13 protein-coding genes are annotated in these 16,877 nt (G+C 72.6%); 10 read left to right on the top strand and 3 right to left on the bottom strand.

Translation table 11 applies throughout. The features are described 5' to 3' along the window. From sucD to SMD20_RS18810, 5 genes are read left to right on the top strand one after another with little or no spacing between them, the layout of a single operon-like run. Positions 1-882 (top strand): succinate--CoA ligase subunit alpha, encoded by an 882-nt coding sequence (sucD, locus tag SMD20_RS18830; RefSeq protein WP_329582650.1) that lies wholly within the window; start codon positions 1-3, stop codon positions 880-882. Beyond that, positions 879-1,643, top strand: coding sequence for a hydroxypyruvate isomerase family protein (locus tag SMD20_RS18825; RefSeq protein WP_329582649.1), 765 nt, complete (start codon positions 879-881; stop codon positions 1,641-1,643). The genes sucD and SMD20_RS18825 overlap by 4 nt, the downstream gene beginning before the upstream one ends. Continuing rightward, a complete protein-coding gene (locus SMD20_RS18820) occupies positions 1,640-2,500 on the top strand; it encodes a 2-hydroxy-3-oxopropionate reductase (protein WP_329582647.1) in 861 nt (286 codons plus the stop codon). The genes SMD20_RS18825 and SMD20_RS18820 overlap by 4 nt, the downstream gene beginning before the upstream one ends. Then, positions 2,497-4,218: a glyoxylate carboligase gene (gene gcl / locus SMD20_RS18815; protein WP_329582645.1), complete on the top strand. Its 1,722-nt coding sequence runs from the start codon at positions 2,497-2,499 to the stop codon at positions 4,216-4,218. The genes SMD20_RS18820 and gcl overlap by 4 nt, the downstream gene beginning before the upstream one ends. A gap of 13 nt (positions 4,219-4,231) precedes the next feature. Continuing rightward, on the top strand, positions 4,232-5,767 hold the full coding sequence (locus tag SMD20_RS18810) for an aldehyde dehydrogenase family protein (protein WP_329582644.1): 1,536 nt from the start codon (positions 4,232-4,234) through the stop codon (positions 5,765-5,767). Here the strand turns inward: SMD20_RS18810 and SMD20_RS18805 are convergent. Beyond that, positions 5,764-6,114: a DUF6703 family protein gene (locus SMD20_RS18805; RefSeq protein ID WP_329582642.1), complete on the bottom strand. Its 351-nt coding sequence runs from the start codon at positions 6,112-6,114 to the stop codon at positions 5,764-5,766. The two genes, SMD20_RS18810 and SMD20_RS18805, sit on opposite strands and share 4 nt — an antisense overlap. Before the next feature lie 54 nt (positions 6,115-6,168). Here SMD20_RS18805 and SMD20_RS18800 point away from each other — a divergent pair, with 54 nt between their 5' ends. The 3 genes from SMD20_RS18800 to ppdK all read left to right on the top strand — a co-directional run bounded on the left by SMD20_RS18800 (position 6,169) and on the right by ppdK (position 11,794). Next, entirely contained in the window at positions 6,169-6,447 is a 279-nt protein-coding gene (locus SMD20_RS18800; RefSeq protein ID WP_329582641.1) for an antibiotic biosynthesis monooxygenase family protein, read from the top strand. A gap of 94 nt (positions 6,448-6,541) precedes the next feature. Next, entirely contained in the window at positions 6,542-7,927 is a 1,386-nt protein-coding gene (locus SMD20_RS18795; protein ID WP_329582639.1) for a glycine--tRNA ligase, read from the top strand. 1,230 nt (positions 7,928-9,157) lie between these two features. Next, the gene (gene ppdK / locus SMD20_RS18790; RefSeq protein WP_329582638.1) at positions 9,158-11,794 is read left to right on the top strand and encodes a pyruvate, phosphate dikinase; all 2,637 of its coding nucleotides are present in this window, start codon (positions 9,158-9,160) and stop codon (positions 11,792-11,794) included. A 45-nt stretch (positions 11,795-11,839) separates the two neighbouring features. Here the strand turns inward: ppdK and SMD20_RS18785 are convergent, their stop codons facing one another. Next, entirely contained in the window at positions 11,840-13,408 is a 1,569-nt protein-coding gene (locus SMD20_RS18785; protein WP_329582637.1) for a M48 family metallopeptidase, read from the bottom strand. Positions 13,409-13,488: 80 nt separating this feature from the next. Here SMD20_RS18785 and SMD20_RS18780 point away from each other — a divergent pair, with 80 nt between their 5' ends. Both SMD20_RS18780 and SMD20_RS18775 read left to right on the top strand, forming a co-directional pair. Beyond that, positions 13,489-14,709, top strand: coding sequence for a deoxyguanosinetriphosphate triphosphohydrolase (locus SMD20_RS18780; protein WP_329582636.1), 1,221 nt, complete (start codon positions 13,489-13,491; stop codon positions 14,707-14,709). Between the two features lie 45 nt (positions 14,710-14,754). Continuing rightward, positions 14,755-15,912, top strand: a complete 1,158-nt coding sequence (locus SMD20_RS18775) for an NAD(P)/FAD-dependent oxidoreductase (RefSeq protein ID WP_329582634.1) — start codon at positions 14,755-14,757, stop codon at positions 15,910-15,912. On the opposite strand, the gene SMD20_RS18770 is transcribed toward SMD20_RS18775, so the two are convergent. After that, positions 15,890-16,810, bottom strand: coding sequence for a M23 family metallopeptidase (locus SMD20_RS18770; protein ID WP_329582632.1), 921 nt, complete (start codon positions 16,808-16,810; stop codon positions 15,890-15,892). The two genes, SMD20_RS18775 and SMD20_RS18770, sit on opposite strands and share 23 nt — an antisense overlap. Positions 16,811-16,877: the final 67 nt, after the last annotated feature.

Genomic DNA, 16,877 nt, shown 5'->3' with positions numbered 1-16,877 from the left:
ATGGCGATCTTCCTGACCAAGGACAGCCGGGTGCTCGTGCAGGGCATGACCGGCGCGGAGGGCACCCGGCACACCGCCCGCATGCTGGCCGCCGGCACCGACGTCGTGGCCGGGGTGACCCCGGGCAAGGGCGGCCGGTCGGCGGACTTCGGCGAGCGCACGGTGCCGGTGTTCGGCTCGGTGGCCGAGGCGGTGGAGGAGACCGGCGCGGACGTGTCGGTGGTGTTCGTGCCGCCGCGCTTCACCGGCGGGGCCGTCGAGGAGGCGGTGGCCGCCGGGGTGCCGCTGTGCGTGGTGATCACCGAGGGCGTGCCGGTGCACGACACCGTACGCTTCCGGGCGCTCGCGCGGGGACGTACCCGGATCATCGGCCCCAACTGCCCCGGACTGATCAGCCCCGGGCAGTCGTCGGCCGGCATCATCCCCGCCGACATCACCACCGCCGGCCGCGTCGGCCTGGTCTCCAAGTCCGGCACCCTCACCTACCAGCTCATGTACGAGCTGCGCGACCTCGGCTTCTCCACCGCCGTCGGCATCGGCGGCGACCCGGTCGTCGGCACCACGCACATCGACTGCCTGCGGGCGTTCCAGGACGACCCGGGCACCGACGCGATCGTGATGATCGGCGAGATCGGCGGCGACGCCGAGGAACGGGCCGCCGCCCACATCGCCGGGCACGTCACGAAGCCGGTGGTGGCGTACGTGGCCGGGTTCACCGCCCCCGAGGGCAGGACCATGGGCCACGCCGGGGCCATCGTCTCCGGCTCGTCCGGCACCGCGCGGGCCAAGAAAGAGGCGCTGGAGGCCGCCGGCGTCCGCGTCGGCGAGACCCCCTCCGAGACCGCCCGCCTCCTGCGCTCCGTCCTGGCGGGTGTCCGGTGAGGTTCGCCGTCAACCTGTCCATCCTGCTCACCGAGCTGCCGCTGCTGGAGCGGCCCGCCGCGGCGGCCAAGCACGGGTTCGACGCCGTCGAGCTGTGGTGGCCGTTCGACGGGCCGGAGCCGACGGCCGCGGAGACGGCCGCCCTGCGCCGCGCCATCGAGGCCGCCGGGGTGCGCCTCACCGGACTGAACTTCGACGCCGGCGACATGGCGGCGGGCGAGCGCGGCCTGCTGGCCCGCCCCGACGGCGCGGAGCGGTTCCGCGCCGGCATCGGGCCCGCCGTCCGGCTGGCCGGGGAGCTGGGCTGCCCGGTGCTGAACGCCCTCTACGGCAACGGCCCCGGCACCGACAGGGAACTGGCCATGGCCAACCTGCGCCGGGCGGCGGACGCGGCGGCCGGCGTCGGCGCGACCGTGGTCGTCGAGGCGCTCAACGCGTACGAGAACCCGCACTATCCGATCACGTCGTCGGAGGCGGCGTTCGCGCTGATCGACGAGGTGGACAGGGAGAACGTCGCCTTCCTGGCCGACCTCTACCACCTGCACCGGATGGGCGAGGACGTGCTCGCGCTCATCGACCGCCACGCCGCCCGCTTCGGCCACGTGCAGATCGCCGACGACCCCGGCAGGGGACGGCCGGGCAGCGGGGACATGCCGTACCCGGAGATCCTCGCGCGGCTGGCGGCGGCGGGCTACGAGGGGCACGTCGGCCTGGAGTACCGGCACGAGGGGCCGGGCGCGTTCGACTGGAGGCACGCGTGAAGATCGGCTTCATCGGTCTGGGGATCATGGGCGGCCCGATGGCCGCCAACCTCGTCAAGGCGGGGCACACCGTACGCGGCCACGACGTGAGCGCCGCGCCCGTCGAACGGCTGGCCGCGCTCGGCGGCGAGGCCGCCGCCGGCGTGCCCGACGCCGTCGAGGGCGCGGACGTCGTGATCACCATGCTGCCCGACTCGCCGCAGGTCGAGGAGGTCGCGCCGCTCGTCGTCGCGCACGGCCGCCCCGGCCTGCTCTACCTCGACATGAGCACGATCAGGCCGGAGACCTCCCGCCGGGTGGCGCGCGAGGCCGCCGCCGCCGGCGTACGGGCGCTGGACGCCCCGGTGAGCGGCGGCGAGCGCGGCGCGGTCGACGCCACCCTGTCGATCATGGTGGGCGGCGAACGGGAGGCGTACGAGGCGGCCCGCCCGATCCTCGGGGCGCTCGGCACGACGATCGTGCACGTGGGCCCCGCCGGGGCCGGGCAGACCGTGAAGGCGGCCAACCAGCTCGTCGTCGGCGGCATCTACGGCCTGGTGGCGGAGGCGATCGTGCTGCTGGAGGCGAGCGGCGTGGACCCGGTCGCCGGGCTGGACGTGCTGGCGGGCGGCCTGGCCGGCTCCCGGATCCTGGAGCTCAAGCGGCACACCATGATCAGGCGCGAGTTCACCCCGGGCTTCCGCATCGACCTGCACCACAAGGACATGGGCATCGCCGTCGCCGCCGCCCGCGAGGCCGGCGTCGCGCTGCCGCTCACCGGCCAGGTCGCCCAGCTCGTGGCCGCGGCGCGAGCGCAGGGGCACGGCTCGCTCGACCACTCCGCCCTGCTCAAGGTCGTCGAAAGGCTGAACACGTGAAGCGCATCCCGTGCATGGAGGCCGTGGTCGCGGTGCTGGAGTCGGAGGGGGTGGACACCGTCTTCGGCATCCCCGGGGCGGCCATCCTGCCGTTCTACGCCGCGCTGCGGGGCAGCTCGATCCGGCACGTGACGGTCCGCCACGAGGAGGGCGGCACGCACGCGGCCGACGGCTGGGCCAGGGTCACCGGGAACGTCGGCGTCTGCGTCGGCACCTCCGGCCCGGCCGGCACCAACATGATCACCGGCCTCTACACCGCGCTCGCCGACTCGATCCCCATCATCTGCGTCACCGGCCAGGCCGAGAGCGCCAAGCTGCACCAGGAGGCGTTCCAGGCGGTCGACATCGTGGAGATCGCCCGGCCGGTCACCAAGTGGGCGGTGCAGCTCAAGGAGCCCGCCCAGGCGCCGTGGGTGTTCCGCGAGGCGTTCAGGATCGCCCGCTCGGGACGGCCGGGGCCGGTGCTCATCGACCTGCCGCTCGACGTGCAGCGCGGCACCTGCCGCTACGACCGCGACCTCGACGCCCCGCTGCCGGTCGAGGTGCCGCGCCCGCTGCCGAAGGCGGTGCGCCGGGCCGTGGACCTGCTGGAGGGCGCCCGGCGGCCGATCATCCTCGCGGGCGGCGGCGTCATCATCGGCGAGGCGGCGGAGGAGCTGCGGGCGCTGGCCGAGTACCTCCAGGTGCCGGTGCAGGTGACGCTCATGGGCAAGGGGGCCTTCCCCGAGGACCATCCGCTGTTCGCCGGGATGGCCGGCATCCAGACGCAGACCCGGTGGGGGAACGCCGCGTTCCTGGACAGCGACCTCGTGCTCGCGGTCGGGGCCCGCTTCGGCGACCGGCACACCGGCGACCTGGACGTCTACCGGCGCGGCCGCTCCTTCATCCACGTGGACATCGAGCCGACCCAGCTCGGCCGGGTCTTCGAACCCGACCTCGGGATCGTCGGGCACGCCCGGCCGGCGCTCGCCGCGCTCCTCGACGAGGCCCGCGCCCGCGGCGGCCCCCGCGCGCCGGGCAAGTGGGCGCGCAAGGTGGCCGGGCTGCGCCGCACGCTGAACCGCCGCGACGACTTCGACGACGTGCCGATCAAACCGCCCCGGGTGTTCCGCGAGATCAACGACTTCTTCGGCAGGGACACCACGTTCGTCACCGCGATCGGGCTCTACCAGATCTGGTCCGGCCAGTTCCAGGCGACGTACCTGCCGCGCCGCTACCTGGTGTGCGGGCAGGCCGGGCCGCTGGGGTGGGAGGTGCCGGCCGCGATGGGCGTCAAGTGCGCGCATCCGGAGCGGCAGGTGGTGGCCGTCGTCGGCGACTACTCCTTCCAGTTCCTCATGGAGGAGGTCGCGGTGGCCGCGCAGCACCGGATCCCGTTCGTCATCATCATGATCAACAACGAGTACCTGGGGCTCATCCGGCAGGCCGAGCTCCCGTACGGGATGAACTACGCCGTGGACCTGCACTACGGCGAGGGCGGCATCGACCACGTCAAGGCCATGGAGGCGTTCGGCTGCCCGGCGCGCCGGGTCGAGCTGCCCGGCGACCTCCGGGACGCGCTCGCCTGGGCGAGCGCCGAGGCCGCCCGCGAGCGGCTGCCGGTGCTGGTGGAGGTGATGGTCGAGCGCGAGGCCAACGCCGCCATGGGGCCGGCGCTGGACGCGATCAAGGAGTACGAGCCGCTGCCCGAGCTCATCTCCGCCGACTGGTCCGACTGAGGAGGGATCCGACATGCGGCTCAAACCGGGCACGGCCTGGCACGACGCGTACGACCGCTGCCGGACGGCGGCCCCCGAAGCCTTCCACGACGACCGGGTGCTCAACCACTGGGGCGGCATCTGGCACCGCGACGGCCGCCCCGTGCCCGGCTTCTCGCCCCTCGACGGCACCGCCATCGCCGGGCCGCCGCGCCTCGACCGGGCCGGCGCGGGCCGGGCCGTGGCCGGGGCGGTCGAGGAGCACCGGCGCTGGCGGCACGTCCCGCTCGCCGCGCGCAAGGCCATGGTCACCGCCGCCGTCGAGTCCATGGCCGCCCACCGCGACCTGCTGGCCCTGCTGCTGGTCTGGGAGATCGGCAAGCCGTGGCGGACCGCCTGCGCCGACGTGGACCGCTGCCTGGACGGCGTGCGCTGGTACGTGGACGAGATCGACCGGATGATCGCCGGCCGCACCCCGCTGCCCGGCCCGGTCAGCAACATCGCGAGCTGGAACTACCCGATGAGCGTGCTCATGCACGCCATGCTCGTGCAGGCGCTGGCCGGCAACGCGGTCATCGCCAAGACCCCCACCGACGGCGGGCTGAGCTGCCTCACCCTGGCCTGCGCGCTCGCCGTACGCGAGGGGCTGCCGTTCACCCTCGTCAGCGGGGGAGGGGCGGACCTGTCGCCGGTGCTGGCCGGCGGGCGGTCACTCGGCTGCGTGTCGTTCGTCGGCGGCAGGGACGCCGGGGCGAAGGTCGCCACCTCCCTGGCCGACCTCGGCCGGCGGCACGTGCTGGAGCAGGAGGGGCTCAACTGCTGGGGCGTGTGGCGCTACGGCGACTGGGACACCCTCACCCGCCAGATCCGCGCCACCTTCGACTACGGCAAGCAGCGCTGCACCGCCTACCCGCGCTTCGTCGTGCAGCGCGCGCTGTTCCACGACTTCCTGCGGGCCTACCTCGGAGCGGTGGACGCGCTGCGCTTCGGCCACCCCCTCGCCGTCGCCGGCCCGGACGGCCCGCTGCCCGAGCTGGACTTCGGGCCGCTCATCAACGCCTCCAAGGCCAAGGAGCTCGCCGACCAGGTGGACGAGGCGGTGGCGCGCGGCGCCGTACCCGTGCACCGGGCCTCACCGTCCGCCGGGCACTTCCTGCCGGGCCAGGACACCTCCGCCTACCTCGCCCCGACCGCCCTGCTCGACCCGCCCCGCTCCTCGCCGCTCCACCACGCCGAGCCGTTCGGCCCGGTGGACACGATCGTCCTGGTGGACACCGAGGCCGAGCTGCTGGCCGCCATGAACGCCAGCAACGGCGCGCTCGTCGCCACCCTCTCCTGCGACGAGGAGGAGACCTTCCGCCGCCTCGCCCCCGAGGTGCGGGCCTTCAAGGTCGGACACAACCGGCCCCGCTCGCGCGGCGACCGCGAGGAGCTGTTCGGCGGGCTCGGCGCGTCCTGGCGCGGCGCGTTCGTCGGCGGCGAGCTGCTGGTCAAGGCCGTGACCGAGGGCCCGGACGGCGAACGCCTGCCGGGCAACTTCCCGCACTACACGCTGCTGCCCCCGGCCTAGCCGGGGATCAGGCCGAAGCGGGTCGCCGCCACCGCCGCCACGAACAGCACCATGGCGACCCGCACCACCTTCGCGCCCGGCCCCAGCGACGGCCAGGACAGGAACGCCAGCCAGCCGATGAACGCGAGCACCGCCAGCGCCGCCACCCCGCCGAGCGGGTTCGCCACCGCGAGCGCGGTCAGCAGCAGCACCACCAGCACCACGGGCGGCACCCAGCGGGGCACCTGCGTGAAGAGGTACGCCATCGGCACCGCGCTCCGCCGCTCCACGGCCTTGCGCAGCCCGCTCGCGCCTTCGGTGAAGAACCGCTCGCCCCGGGGAAGCGGGCGCTTGTGTTGAGAGGCCACGCCCAGAGCCTACGGGAGCGGCCGATGCGCCTCTAGGCTGTTCAGGTGCTCGCCGTGATCCGATACACCGTCCCAGAGTCCCAGTCCCAAGACTTCGCCAAGCAAGGGCAGACCATCCTCGACACGTTCGCCGGCCAGCCGGGCTTCCTGCGCGGGAGGCTGGCCCGCTCGGTGGACGAGCCCAACCTGTGGGCCCTGGTCACGGAGTGGGAGGGCGCCGGGTTCTACCGCCGGGCGCTGTCCGCCGCCCGTGTGGTGATGTATCCGCTGATGATCCTCATGGTCAACGAACCCAGCGCGTACGAGGACGTCCACGCGCAGGACGGGACGTAGGTCCACTCGCGCACGGACGCCCCGCCGGTCCCCTAAGCTGGGAGCTCACACTTTCACACTCGCCGACCTCCAGCCGGAAAGAGAACCAACCAAAATGGCACGACGCACCGACGTCATGGACACCATCGTCAGCCTCGCCAAGCGCCGCGGGCTCGTCTACCCGTCGAGCGAGATCTACGGCGGACTGCGCGCGTCGTGGGACTACGGTCCGCTGGGTGTCGAGCTGAAGAACAACGTCAAGCGGCAGTGGTGGCTGTCGATGGTCCAGGCCCGCGAGGACGTCGTGGGCCTCGACTCCTCGGTCGTCCTGGCCCCCGAGGTGTGGCGGGCCAGCGGCCACGTCGAGACCTTCACCGACCCGCTCACCGAGTGCATGTCCTGCCACAAGCGCTTCCGCGCCGACCACCTCGTCGAGGCGTACGAGGAGAAGCACGGCGCCGAGCCCGAGGGCGGCCTGGCCGGCATCACCTGCCCCAACTGCGGCAACAAGGGCACCTTCACCGAGCCCCGCCAGTTCAGCGGCCTGCTCAAGACCTTCCTCGGCCCGGTCGAGGACGAGTCCGGCCTCGCCTGGCTGCGGCCCGAGACCGCCCAGGGCATCTTCATCAACTACCTCAACGTGCAGCAGTCCGCGCGCAGGAAGATCCCGTTCGGCATCGGCCAGATCGGCAAGTCGTTCCGCAACGAGATCACGCCGGGCAACTTCATCTTCCGCACCCGCGAGTTCGAGCAGATGGAGATGGAGTTCTTCGTCAAGCCGGGCACCGACGAGGAGTGGCACCAGTACTGGATCGACGAGCGCTACCGCTGGTACTCCGACCTGGGCATCAACAAGGACAACCTGCGCCTGTACGAGCACCCCAAGGACAAGCTGTCCCACTACTCCAAGCGCACCGTCGACATCGAATACCGCTTCAACTTCACCGGCTCGGAGTGGGGTGAGCTGGAGGGCGTCGCCAACCGCACCGACTTCGACCTGACCGCCCACTCCAAGGCATCGGGCGTCGACCTCAGCTTCTTCGAGCAGGACACCGGGGAGCGCTACGTCCCCTTCGTCATCGAGCCGGCGGCGGGCGTCGACCGGGCCACGCTGACGTTCCTGCTCGACGCCTACAGCGAGGACGAGGCCCCCAACGCCAAGGGCCAGCTGGAGAAGCGCACGGTCATGCGGCTCGACCACCGGCTCGCGCCGGTCAAGGCCGCCGTGCTGCCGCTCTCGCGCAACGCCGACCTGTCGCCGAAGGCCCGCGACCTGGCCGCGCAGCTCCGCCGCCGGTGGAACGTCGAGTTCGACGACGCCGGCGCCATCGGCCGCCGCTACCGCCGCCAGGACGAGATCGGCACGCCGTTCTGCATCACCGTCGACTTCGACACCCTTGAGGACCACGCGGTGACGATCCGCGAGCGCGACAGCATGACGCAGGAGCGCATCGCGATCGACGGCGTCGAGTCCTACCTGCGCCAGCACCTCAACGACTGATCTGGCCTCCTTGCCCCCTCGCCCGCGGCACAACGCCCGGACGAGGGGGGAAGGCCGCCCCCGGCGACACGACCACCACCTGACAGACCTCCACCGACACAGCCGGCAGCACGCGGGCCGCCCGCGACGCTTGTGGGCCGGCCGCGACACGGTGGGCCGCGCTGGGGGTCGGCCGCCGACACGGTGGGCCACGTCGCACGGTTGACCGCCGACACGCTCGGCCGCGCTTCGGGCTGGCAGCCGCGTAGGCCGGCCGCACAGGCCGATCGGGAGCATGCCCTCCCCGACAGACCCAGCGCGCCCTCCCCGGCAGCACCAGAAAGGCGCCCCGCCCGGCACCCCCGCACGGCCCTGTCGGCGCCACGCACAGCCCCGCCAGGCCGTCACGCCCCCGCCCGGCCTCGCGCGACGGGCCCCTCCCTGCAGCTCCGCCCTGCGGTCGCGCGCGGCGCTTCCGCCCTGTGGCCCGGCGCGGTGCCTCGGCCCAGCGGCCTCGCCCTGCAGCACCGTCCGGCGCCCCCGCGCGGCCTCGCGCGCGGGCTCTGCACGGCGGCCCCTCCCGGCGGCCCTGCACGGTGGCCCCGCGCGACGCCCCTCCCGGTGGCCTCTCCCGTGGGCCCTTCTGGTGGCCTCTCCGAGCGGCGCGCGGTGCGTACGCCTCGTGCTCTCACGTCGTTCCGGCGAGCAGCGTGACGCGCTCCGCTTCTCCGAGGCACTTGGTGTGCCGCCACGCGAGGACCAGCGCGTGCGGCACCGCCGTTGGCAGGACGTGACGAAGGGCCTGAGCGTCGGCTCGGCAGGGAAAGCGTCCCCGAATCCGGACGCCGACAGGCATGTCCCGGCCAGCGGCACCGCCCCTGCCCCTTCCCACCGCCTGACGCAGGCCGGCGGATCGCCCACGCCCGCGCAGCGGGCGGCCGCGAAGAGCGCGGCGCCGAGCAATCCGGGCCGTCTCACGGGCGGCTCCGCGAAAGCGCCGGTGAAGAAGACCCGGTACGAACACCGTCGCCACCACGGGGCGATCCGATTCTGTGCCCGCCTCCCCCTTTCCGCAAGAATTGGTTTATACCAATTGGTATAAACCAATTTCTGGCAATGCAGCCGTACAATTGGATTAGACCTCTTACAAGCCGTTTACCTGCATAAACAGGGACTTGAGGAAGGAGTGCAGTTTCATCATCAATTTCGCCGGTAGAGTCCGGATCAGACGCGTGTTGGATTGGAGCTGTGGTGGCCAAGTACGTTTACGACTTCACCGAGGGCAACAGGAATCTCAAGGGTCTTCTCGGCGGTAAAGGCGCGAACCTGGCTGAGATGACCAATCTCGGGCTGCCCGTTCCCCCCGGATTCACGATCACCACGGAGGCGTGCCGCCACTACCTGGCGGAAGGCGCCGTCCACGACGGTCTCGACCGGGAGGTCGCCGAGCACCTCGAAGCGCTCGAAGGGCGCATGGGCAGGAAGCTCGGCCAGGCCGACGACCCTCTCCTCGTCAGCGTGCGCTCCGGCGCCAAGTTCTCCATGCCGGGGATGATGGAGACCGTACTCAACATCGGGCTCAACGACGAGTCCGTGCACGGCCTCGCCAAGCAGGCCGGCGGCAACGAGCGTTTCGCCTGGGACTCCTACCGACGCCTCATCCAGATGTTCGGCAAGACCGTCCTCGGCATCGACGGCGACCTGTTCGAGGACGCGCTCGACGCCGTCAAGGGCCGCCGCCAGGACACCGACCTCGACGCGGGCGAGCTGCAGCGGCTCGTGGAGACGTACAAGGGCATCGTCCGCGAGCAGACCGGCAAGGACTTCCCCACCGACCCCCGCGTGCAGATGCGCCTCGCCATCAACGCCGTCTTCGACTCCTGGAACGCCCCGCGCGCCATCCTCTACCGCCGGCAGGAGCGCATCCCCGCCGACCTCGGCACCGCCGTCAACGTCATGGCGATGGTCTTCGGCAACTACGGCGACGACTCCGGCACCGGCGTCGCCTTCACCCGCGATCCCGGCACCGGCCGCCAGGGCATCTACGGCGACTACCTCCAGAACGCCCAGGGCGAGGACGTCGTCGCGGGCATCCGCAACACGATCCCCCTCGAAGAGCTCGAACGCCTCGACAAGACCTCCTACGACGAGCTCGTCCGGATCATGGAGGTCCTGGAGACGCACTACAAGGACCTCTGCGACATCGAGTTCACCATCGAGCGCGGCAAGCTGTGGATGTTGCAGACCCGGGTCGGCAAGCGCACCGCCGCGGCCGCGTTCTGCATCGCCACCCAGCTGGTCGACCAGGGCCTCATCACCCTCGACGAGGCCGTCACCCGCGTCACCGGCGACCAGCTCGCCAAGCTCATGTTCCCCCGCTTCGACCACGGCGCCGAGAAGAAGCGGATCGCCAAGGGCATGAACGCCTCCCCGGGCGCGGCCGTCGGCAAGGCCGTCTTCTCCTCGGAACGTGCCGTCGAGCTGGCCGGGCAGGGCGAGGACGTCATCCTCGTACGCCGCGAGACCAACCCCGACGACCTGGCCGGCATGATCGCCGCGAGGGGCATCCTCACCAGCCGTGGCGGCAAGACCTCCCACGCCGCCGTGGTCGCCCGCGGCATGGGCAAGACGTGCGTGTGCGGCGCCGAGGAGCTGGAGGTCTCGACGGCCGAGCGCAGGTTCACCGCGCCCGGCGGCGTCGTCGTCGCCGAAGGCGAGGTGATCTCCATCGACGGCACCACCGGCGAGGTGTTCCTCGGCGAGGTGCCGGTCGTGGCCTCGGCCGTGGTCGAGTACTTCGAGGGCGCCGAGCCCGCCGACGAGCTGGTCAAGGCGGTGGACCGGATCATGCGCCACGCCGACGCCGGCCGCCGGCTCGGCGTGCGGGCCAACGCCGACACCCCCGAGGACGCCGCCCGCGCCCGCCGCTTCGGCGCGGAGGGCATCGGCCTGTGCCGCACCGAGCACATGTTCCTCGGCGAGCGCCGGCAGCTCGTGGAGGACCTGGTGCTGGCCTCGACCGACGAGCGGCGCCAGGCGGCGCTGGACGCCCTGGAGCCGCTGCAGAAGTCCGACTTCGTGGGCATCTTCCAGGCGATGGAGGGCGCGCCGGTCACGATCCGGCTGATCGACCCGCCGCTGCACGAGTTCCTGCCCGACATCACCGAGCTGTCGGTCAAGATCGCGACCTCGGCGAACCCCACCGACAAGGACCGCGCGCTGCTCGCCGCCGTCAAGCGCCTGGACGAGCAGAACCCGATGCTGGGCCTGCGCGGCGTCCGGCTCGGGCTGGTGATCCCCGGGCTGTTCGCGATGCAGGTGCGGGCCATCGCCCAGGCCGCCAAGGAGGTGCCCGGCGCGCGCCCGGAGATCATGATCCCGCTGGTGGCGACCGTGCAGGAGCTGGAGTCCGTACGCGAGGAAGCGGTCAGGATCCTCGCGGAGGTCGGCGTCGGGGCGCTCGTCGGCACCATGATCGAGACTCCGAGGGCGGCGCTGACCGCCGGCCAGATCGCCGAGGCGGCCGAGTTCTTCTCCTTCGGCACCAACGACCTCACCCAGATGACCTGGGGCTTCTCCCGGGACGACGTCGAGGCCGCGTTCTTCTCCCGCTACCTGGAGCTCGGCATCTTCGGCGTGTCGCCGTTCGAGACCCTGGACAGGGAGGGCGTCGGGCGGCTGGTCGAGATGGCCGTCCAGGAGGGCCGGGCCACCCGTCCTGACCTGCACCTCGGCATCTGCGGCGAGCACGGCGGCGACCCCGACTCGGTGCACTTCTGCCACGAGGTGGGCCTGGACTACGTCTCCTGCTCGCCGTTCCGTATCCCGGTGGCACGGCTGGAGGCGGGCCGGGCGGCGCTGAGCGAGACCGACTCCGACACCCGCTGAGCCGGCGGCGGAGGGGGCCGCACGGTCCCGGTCCCCTCCGCCGGGTCAGCCCTGCGGGGTGAGAGCAGGCGGTTGCTGCGCGGCGGGCGACTGCTGGACGGGAGGCTGCTGGACGGCGGGCGGTTGAGGGGTTGCGGGCTGCTCGACCGGGACGTAGTCGTGCCGCATGCCGTGGTCGCCGAGCCACCGCCGCAGCCCCGCCACCGCCTCCGGGCTCGCCGCGACCTGGGCCGCGTACTCCGACAGCGCCACCTCCTCGCCGTCGTCGTAGAGCAGCCGGGCGGGCCCCGACCACGACAGCGTCCACCGGGCCTGGCCGAGCTGGATCAGCACCGCCTCCAGCGCCTGCCCCAGCACCCCGGCCAGCAGCGTCTCCGACGGGTTCCAGCCCAGCTCCAGCAGCCGCGCCTCCAGCTCGGCCTGCCGGCCCCGCGCGATGGCCTCGAAGGCCGCGTCCAGGTACGGCTGCGGCGACCCCATCACCCGCTGCCCAGCCACCGCGAGGTCGTGCAGCGCCTCGGCGTTGCGGCCGGCGTACATGCCCTGGGCCACCAGCTCCTCCCAGTCCACCGGGCGGAGCGCGGCCAGCGCCTCGGGCGTCCACATGGAGTTCTCGACCGCCTGCGCGGCCACGTTGGCGTCCATGAGCAGGGCCAGGGCCGGGCGCGGGTCGGGGACGTGCTCGGGCTCGGGCAGGCGCTCGATGGCGGCCAGCCGCTCGGCCAGGCCGGGGTGCGAGTCGTACGGCGAGACCTCCTCAGGCTCGGCCCTCAGCTTCGCGATCTGGGCCTGCCGCTCCGGGTCGCTCATCATCCGCTGGAAGCCGCCGAACACGGCGGTCGGCCGCCCGCCGCCGGCGCCGGCCAGCGACAGGTAACCGTTGACGTAGATGTCCCAGCCCAGCACCGTCGCGTGCAGCTTGGTCAGCGCCCCCGCCATGGCCTGCCGGCCGCCGATCGCCACCGCGAGCTGGTCGGCCTCCAGCTCCTGCCGGCGTGAGACGGCCTGGGAGACCCGCAGGTAGAGCTTGGCGTACCAGGTGAACAGCTTCTGGATGAACGGGTGGCCGCCCAGCCCCTGCACGGTCGCGATGAGCGAGACCCGGCCCCGGTAGACGGGCGCGCCGAGCCGGGTGTGGGCGCCGCTGTAGTGGCCGAGCTCGTGCCCGAGCACCGCGCGCATCTCGTCCACGGTGAGCTGCTGGAGCAGCGGCAGCCCGATGAACATGCGCCGCCGCGTCGCCCGCAGCCCCAGCCAGCGGGTGTCCTCCGACACCGCCGCGTTGACCTCGGCGACCAGCCTGATCTCGTCCGGCGGCGCGGTGCGCACTCGCCGGGCCAGATCCTCGACCAGCTGCCAGAGCACCGGCTCGTGCTCGCGGCCCACGGCCACGCCCGGCTGCTCGCCGTCCTTGCGGCGGCTCACCATGACCAGGGCCCGTACGAGCGCGCCCGCGGCCAGGGTGAGCACCACCGCCAGTTTGAGGGTGTTCGCACCGAAGTCGACGATGAGCAGGACGTCGAAGAACACCGCGGCCGCCAGGACGAGGCCGACCAGGAGGTAGAAGCCGGCGAGCAAAGTGAAGGCCAGCACCGCTCGGAACGCTGTGGTCATGGGGAAGGACTCCCGGGGAAGGGGTTCTCGCGAGGCTTGACACTAGCGGAGACATGAAACTGGATAAAATCGTCGAACCAATGCCGCACTACGATGAGCACGACCAGGAGCGTTGGGTTCCGGAACCTCCCGGCAATCCTGAACGCTCCGCGTTCGAACGCGACCGCGCCCGCGTGCTGCACAGCGCCGCCCTGCGCAGGCTCGCCGCCAAGACCCAGGTGGTCGGCCCCGGCGAGGCCCTCGGCGGCGGCCAGCACATCCCCCGCACCCGGCTGACGCACTCGCTGGAGTGCGCCCAGGTCGGCCGCGAGATGGGCGCCACCCTCGGCGTCGACCCCGACCTGGTGGAGACCGCCTGCCTGGCCCACGACCTCGGCCATCCGCCGTTCGGGCACAACGGCGAGGTGGCGCTCAACCGGCTGGCCGCCCCCTGCGGCGGCTTCGAGGGCAACGCCCAGAGCCTGCGCCTGCTCACCCGGCTGGAGGCCAAGGTCCTCACCGAGGACGGCCGCAGCGCCGGGCTCAACCTCACCAGGGCCGCGCTCGACGCCTCGGTGAAGTACCCGTGGACCTGTGACAAGGGCGCCAAGTTCGGCGTGTACGACGACGACCTGCCGGTCTTCAAGTGGATCAGGGAGGGCGCCCCCGAGGGCAGGGTCAGCTTCGAGGCGCAGATCATGGACTGGGCCGACGACGTGGCGTACTCGGTGCACGACCTGGAGGACGCCCTGCACTCGGGCCACGTCGTCCCCGAGGCCCTGCACTCGCCTGCCGAGCGGAGGCTCGTCTGCGAGACCACCCGCACCTGGTACACCCCCGGCGCGGATCTCAACGAGCTGGAGGAGGTCTTCGGCAAGCTCGTCGCCGACCCCCTCTGGCCGCGCCGCTTCACCGGCAGCCTGCCCGAGCTGGCCGGCCTGAAGGCGCTCACGAGCGGCCTCATCGGCCGCTTCTGCCGCTCCGCCCAGGCCGCCACGAAGGAGATGCGCAGCGCCCGCCACCGGGCCGACCTGGTCGTCCCGCACGCCACCCGGCTGGAGTGCGCGCTGCTCAAGGGCGTCACCGCCCACTACGTCATGACCACCGAGGACCACAACGCCAACCAGGCCCGCCAGCGCGACCTCATCACCGAGCTCGCCTCGCTGATCACGCTCGGCGCGCCCGGCACGCTGGAGCCCGCCTTCCGGCCCGCGTTCCTGGAGGCGGCCGACGACGCCGCCCGCGTCCGGGTCGTCATCGACCAGATCGCCTCGCTCACCGACACCTCGGCGGTCGCCTGGCACCGGCGGCTCACCCGGTGACCCGATGCGCTTCCCCGAATCCCGCCCGGGGCGGATACTGCGCCCATGGCCACATATGTGATCGTCGGCGGCGGGCTTGCCGGGGCCAAGGCCGCGCAGACGTTGCGGGAAGAGGGCTTCGACGGTGAGATCGTGCTGTTCGCCGCGGAGAGCGAACGGCCCTACGAGCGGCCGCCCCTGTCCAAGGACTACCTCCAGGGCAGGAGCGAGCGCGAGGCCGTCTTCGTCCACGCCCCCGAGTGGTACGCCGACAACGCCGTGGACCTCCGTCTCGGCATGCGGGTCACCCGCATCGAACCCGAGCACCATGTGGTCCGGCTCGGCAACGGCTCGCGCCAGCCGTACGACAAGCTCCTGATCGCCACCGGGGCCACCCCACGCCGCCTGCCCGGCCCGGCCGCCTACCTCCGCACCCTGGCCGACAGCGAGGCCATCAGGGAGCGCCTGGCGCGGGCCGAGCGCGTCGTCGTCATCGGCGCCTCCTGGATCGGCCTGGAGACGGCCGCGGCGGCCCGCGCGGCCGGCTGCGAGGTCACCGTCGTCGAGCCCGAGCCCACCGCGCTCCACCGGGTGCTCGGCCCCGAGGTGGGCGGCGTGTTCGCCCGCCTGCACGCCCGCAACGGCGTCGACCTGCGCTTCGGCATCTCCGCCGCCGAGGTCACCGCGACCGGCGTGCGGCTCAGCTCGGGCGAGCGGCTCACCGCCGACCTCGTCGTCGCGGGCATCGGCGCCACGCCCGAGGTCGAGCTGGCCCGCGAGGCCGGCCTGGAGGTCGGCCAGGGCGTCCGCACCGACGCCGGCCTGCGCACCTCACACCCCCACGTGTACGCCGCCGGCGACGTCGCCGAGTCCTTCCACCCGCTGTACGGCCGCCACCTGCGCGTCGAGCACTGGGCCAACGCCCTGCACGGCGGGCCGGCCGCGGCCCGCTCGATGCTCGGCCAGGAGGTCGTCCACGACCTGATCCCGTACTTCTACACCGACCAGTACGACCTCGGCATGGAGTTCTCCGGCCACATCGACGGCTACGACGAGGTCGTCTGGCGGGGCGACGTGGACGGCCTGGAGTTCGTGGCGTACTGGCTGCGCGACGGCCGGGTGGTCGCCGGCATGAACGTCAACGTCTGGGACGTCGCGGACGGCATCCAGGAGCTCATCCGCTCGGGCGCGGTCGTCGACCCTAAGGAACTGTCGTCGGGTTGAGCGTCTCCTTGTCCGGGATCTCGTCCTTCTTCTCGGCGGTCTTGCGCGGGGTGGGCCGGGGGGTCTTGCTGGGCGTCGGCGGCTGCGCCCGCCCGGCGCACTGGACCGTGCAGGCCGGCGTCTCGCCCAGCTTGGCGCGCAGCTTCAGCGTCTCCTCGCGCGGCGAGAGCGTGCGGTTGCCCTTCGCCCAGGCGTCGAGGTAGTCCCACGGCTCGACCATGCCCCGGCGCACCCACCAGTAGGCGGGGCCGGTCTTCCACGAGATCGCGAAGTAGAGGTTGGCGCCGGTGTCGCGGGCGTTGCCCGAGCGGCCCACCTTCCCCAGCACCTGGCCGGCCTTCACCCGCAGGCCCGGCTTGACGTCGGCGGCCACCGAGTCGAGGTGGCCGCCGAGGTAGCGCACACCGTCGTCACCGATGACCGTGACGAACCTGCCCTCCCGCGTCCAGCCCTCGTCCCTGGCCGGCGACCACCCGTTCTGGACGTTGACCTCGTCCACGACGCCGTCCACCGGCGCCACGAACTCGCAGCCCTGCTTGGCCCAGATCGTCGTCTTGGGCAGCACCAGCAGCTTGCGCTGGTAGCTCGTCTTGCAGCCCTTGACGGGGAAGGTGTAGGCGTACTTCGACAGCTTGGGCGGCGGCACCCTGACCGGGTCGCCGCCCTGCGGCGGCTGCTCCGCGGCGGCCTGGTGCTGCGCCGACGGCGTGGGGCCCGGGACGGTCGCGGTGGCCGCCGGCGTGCCCGAGGACGGGGCCGTGGTGGGCGACTTGGCGCTCACGCCCGCCAGCCCGGTCGCCTGCGAGCAGGCGCCCGTCAGCAGCACGGCGCCCGCGACCGCCGCCCATCGTCCGAGATGCCCCGATCGCATGATCTCCACCCGTGTCACCGCTTCCACGAACAACCTTTACCTTTGTAGCCGACCGGGAGCCCCCGCCGAGCCGCTTTACCGCGATCTCCCGCGG

Origin of the sequence: Nonomuraea sp. LP-02, assembly GCF_036289125.1 — a bacterium.
In the GTDB taxonomy this organism is placed as follows: Bacteria; Actinomycetota; Actinomycetes; order Streptosporangiales; family Streptosporangiaceae; genus Nonomuraea; species Nonomuraea bangladeshensis.
Note: the sequence above shows the minus strand (reverse complement) of the source record. Positions and strands in the feature narration are given on the sequence as shown.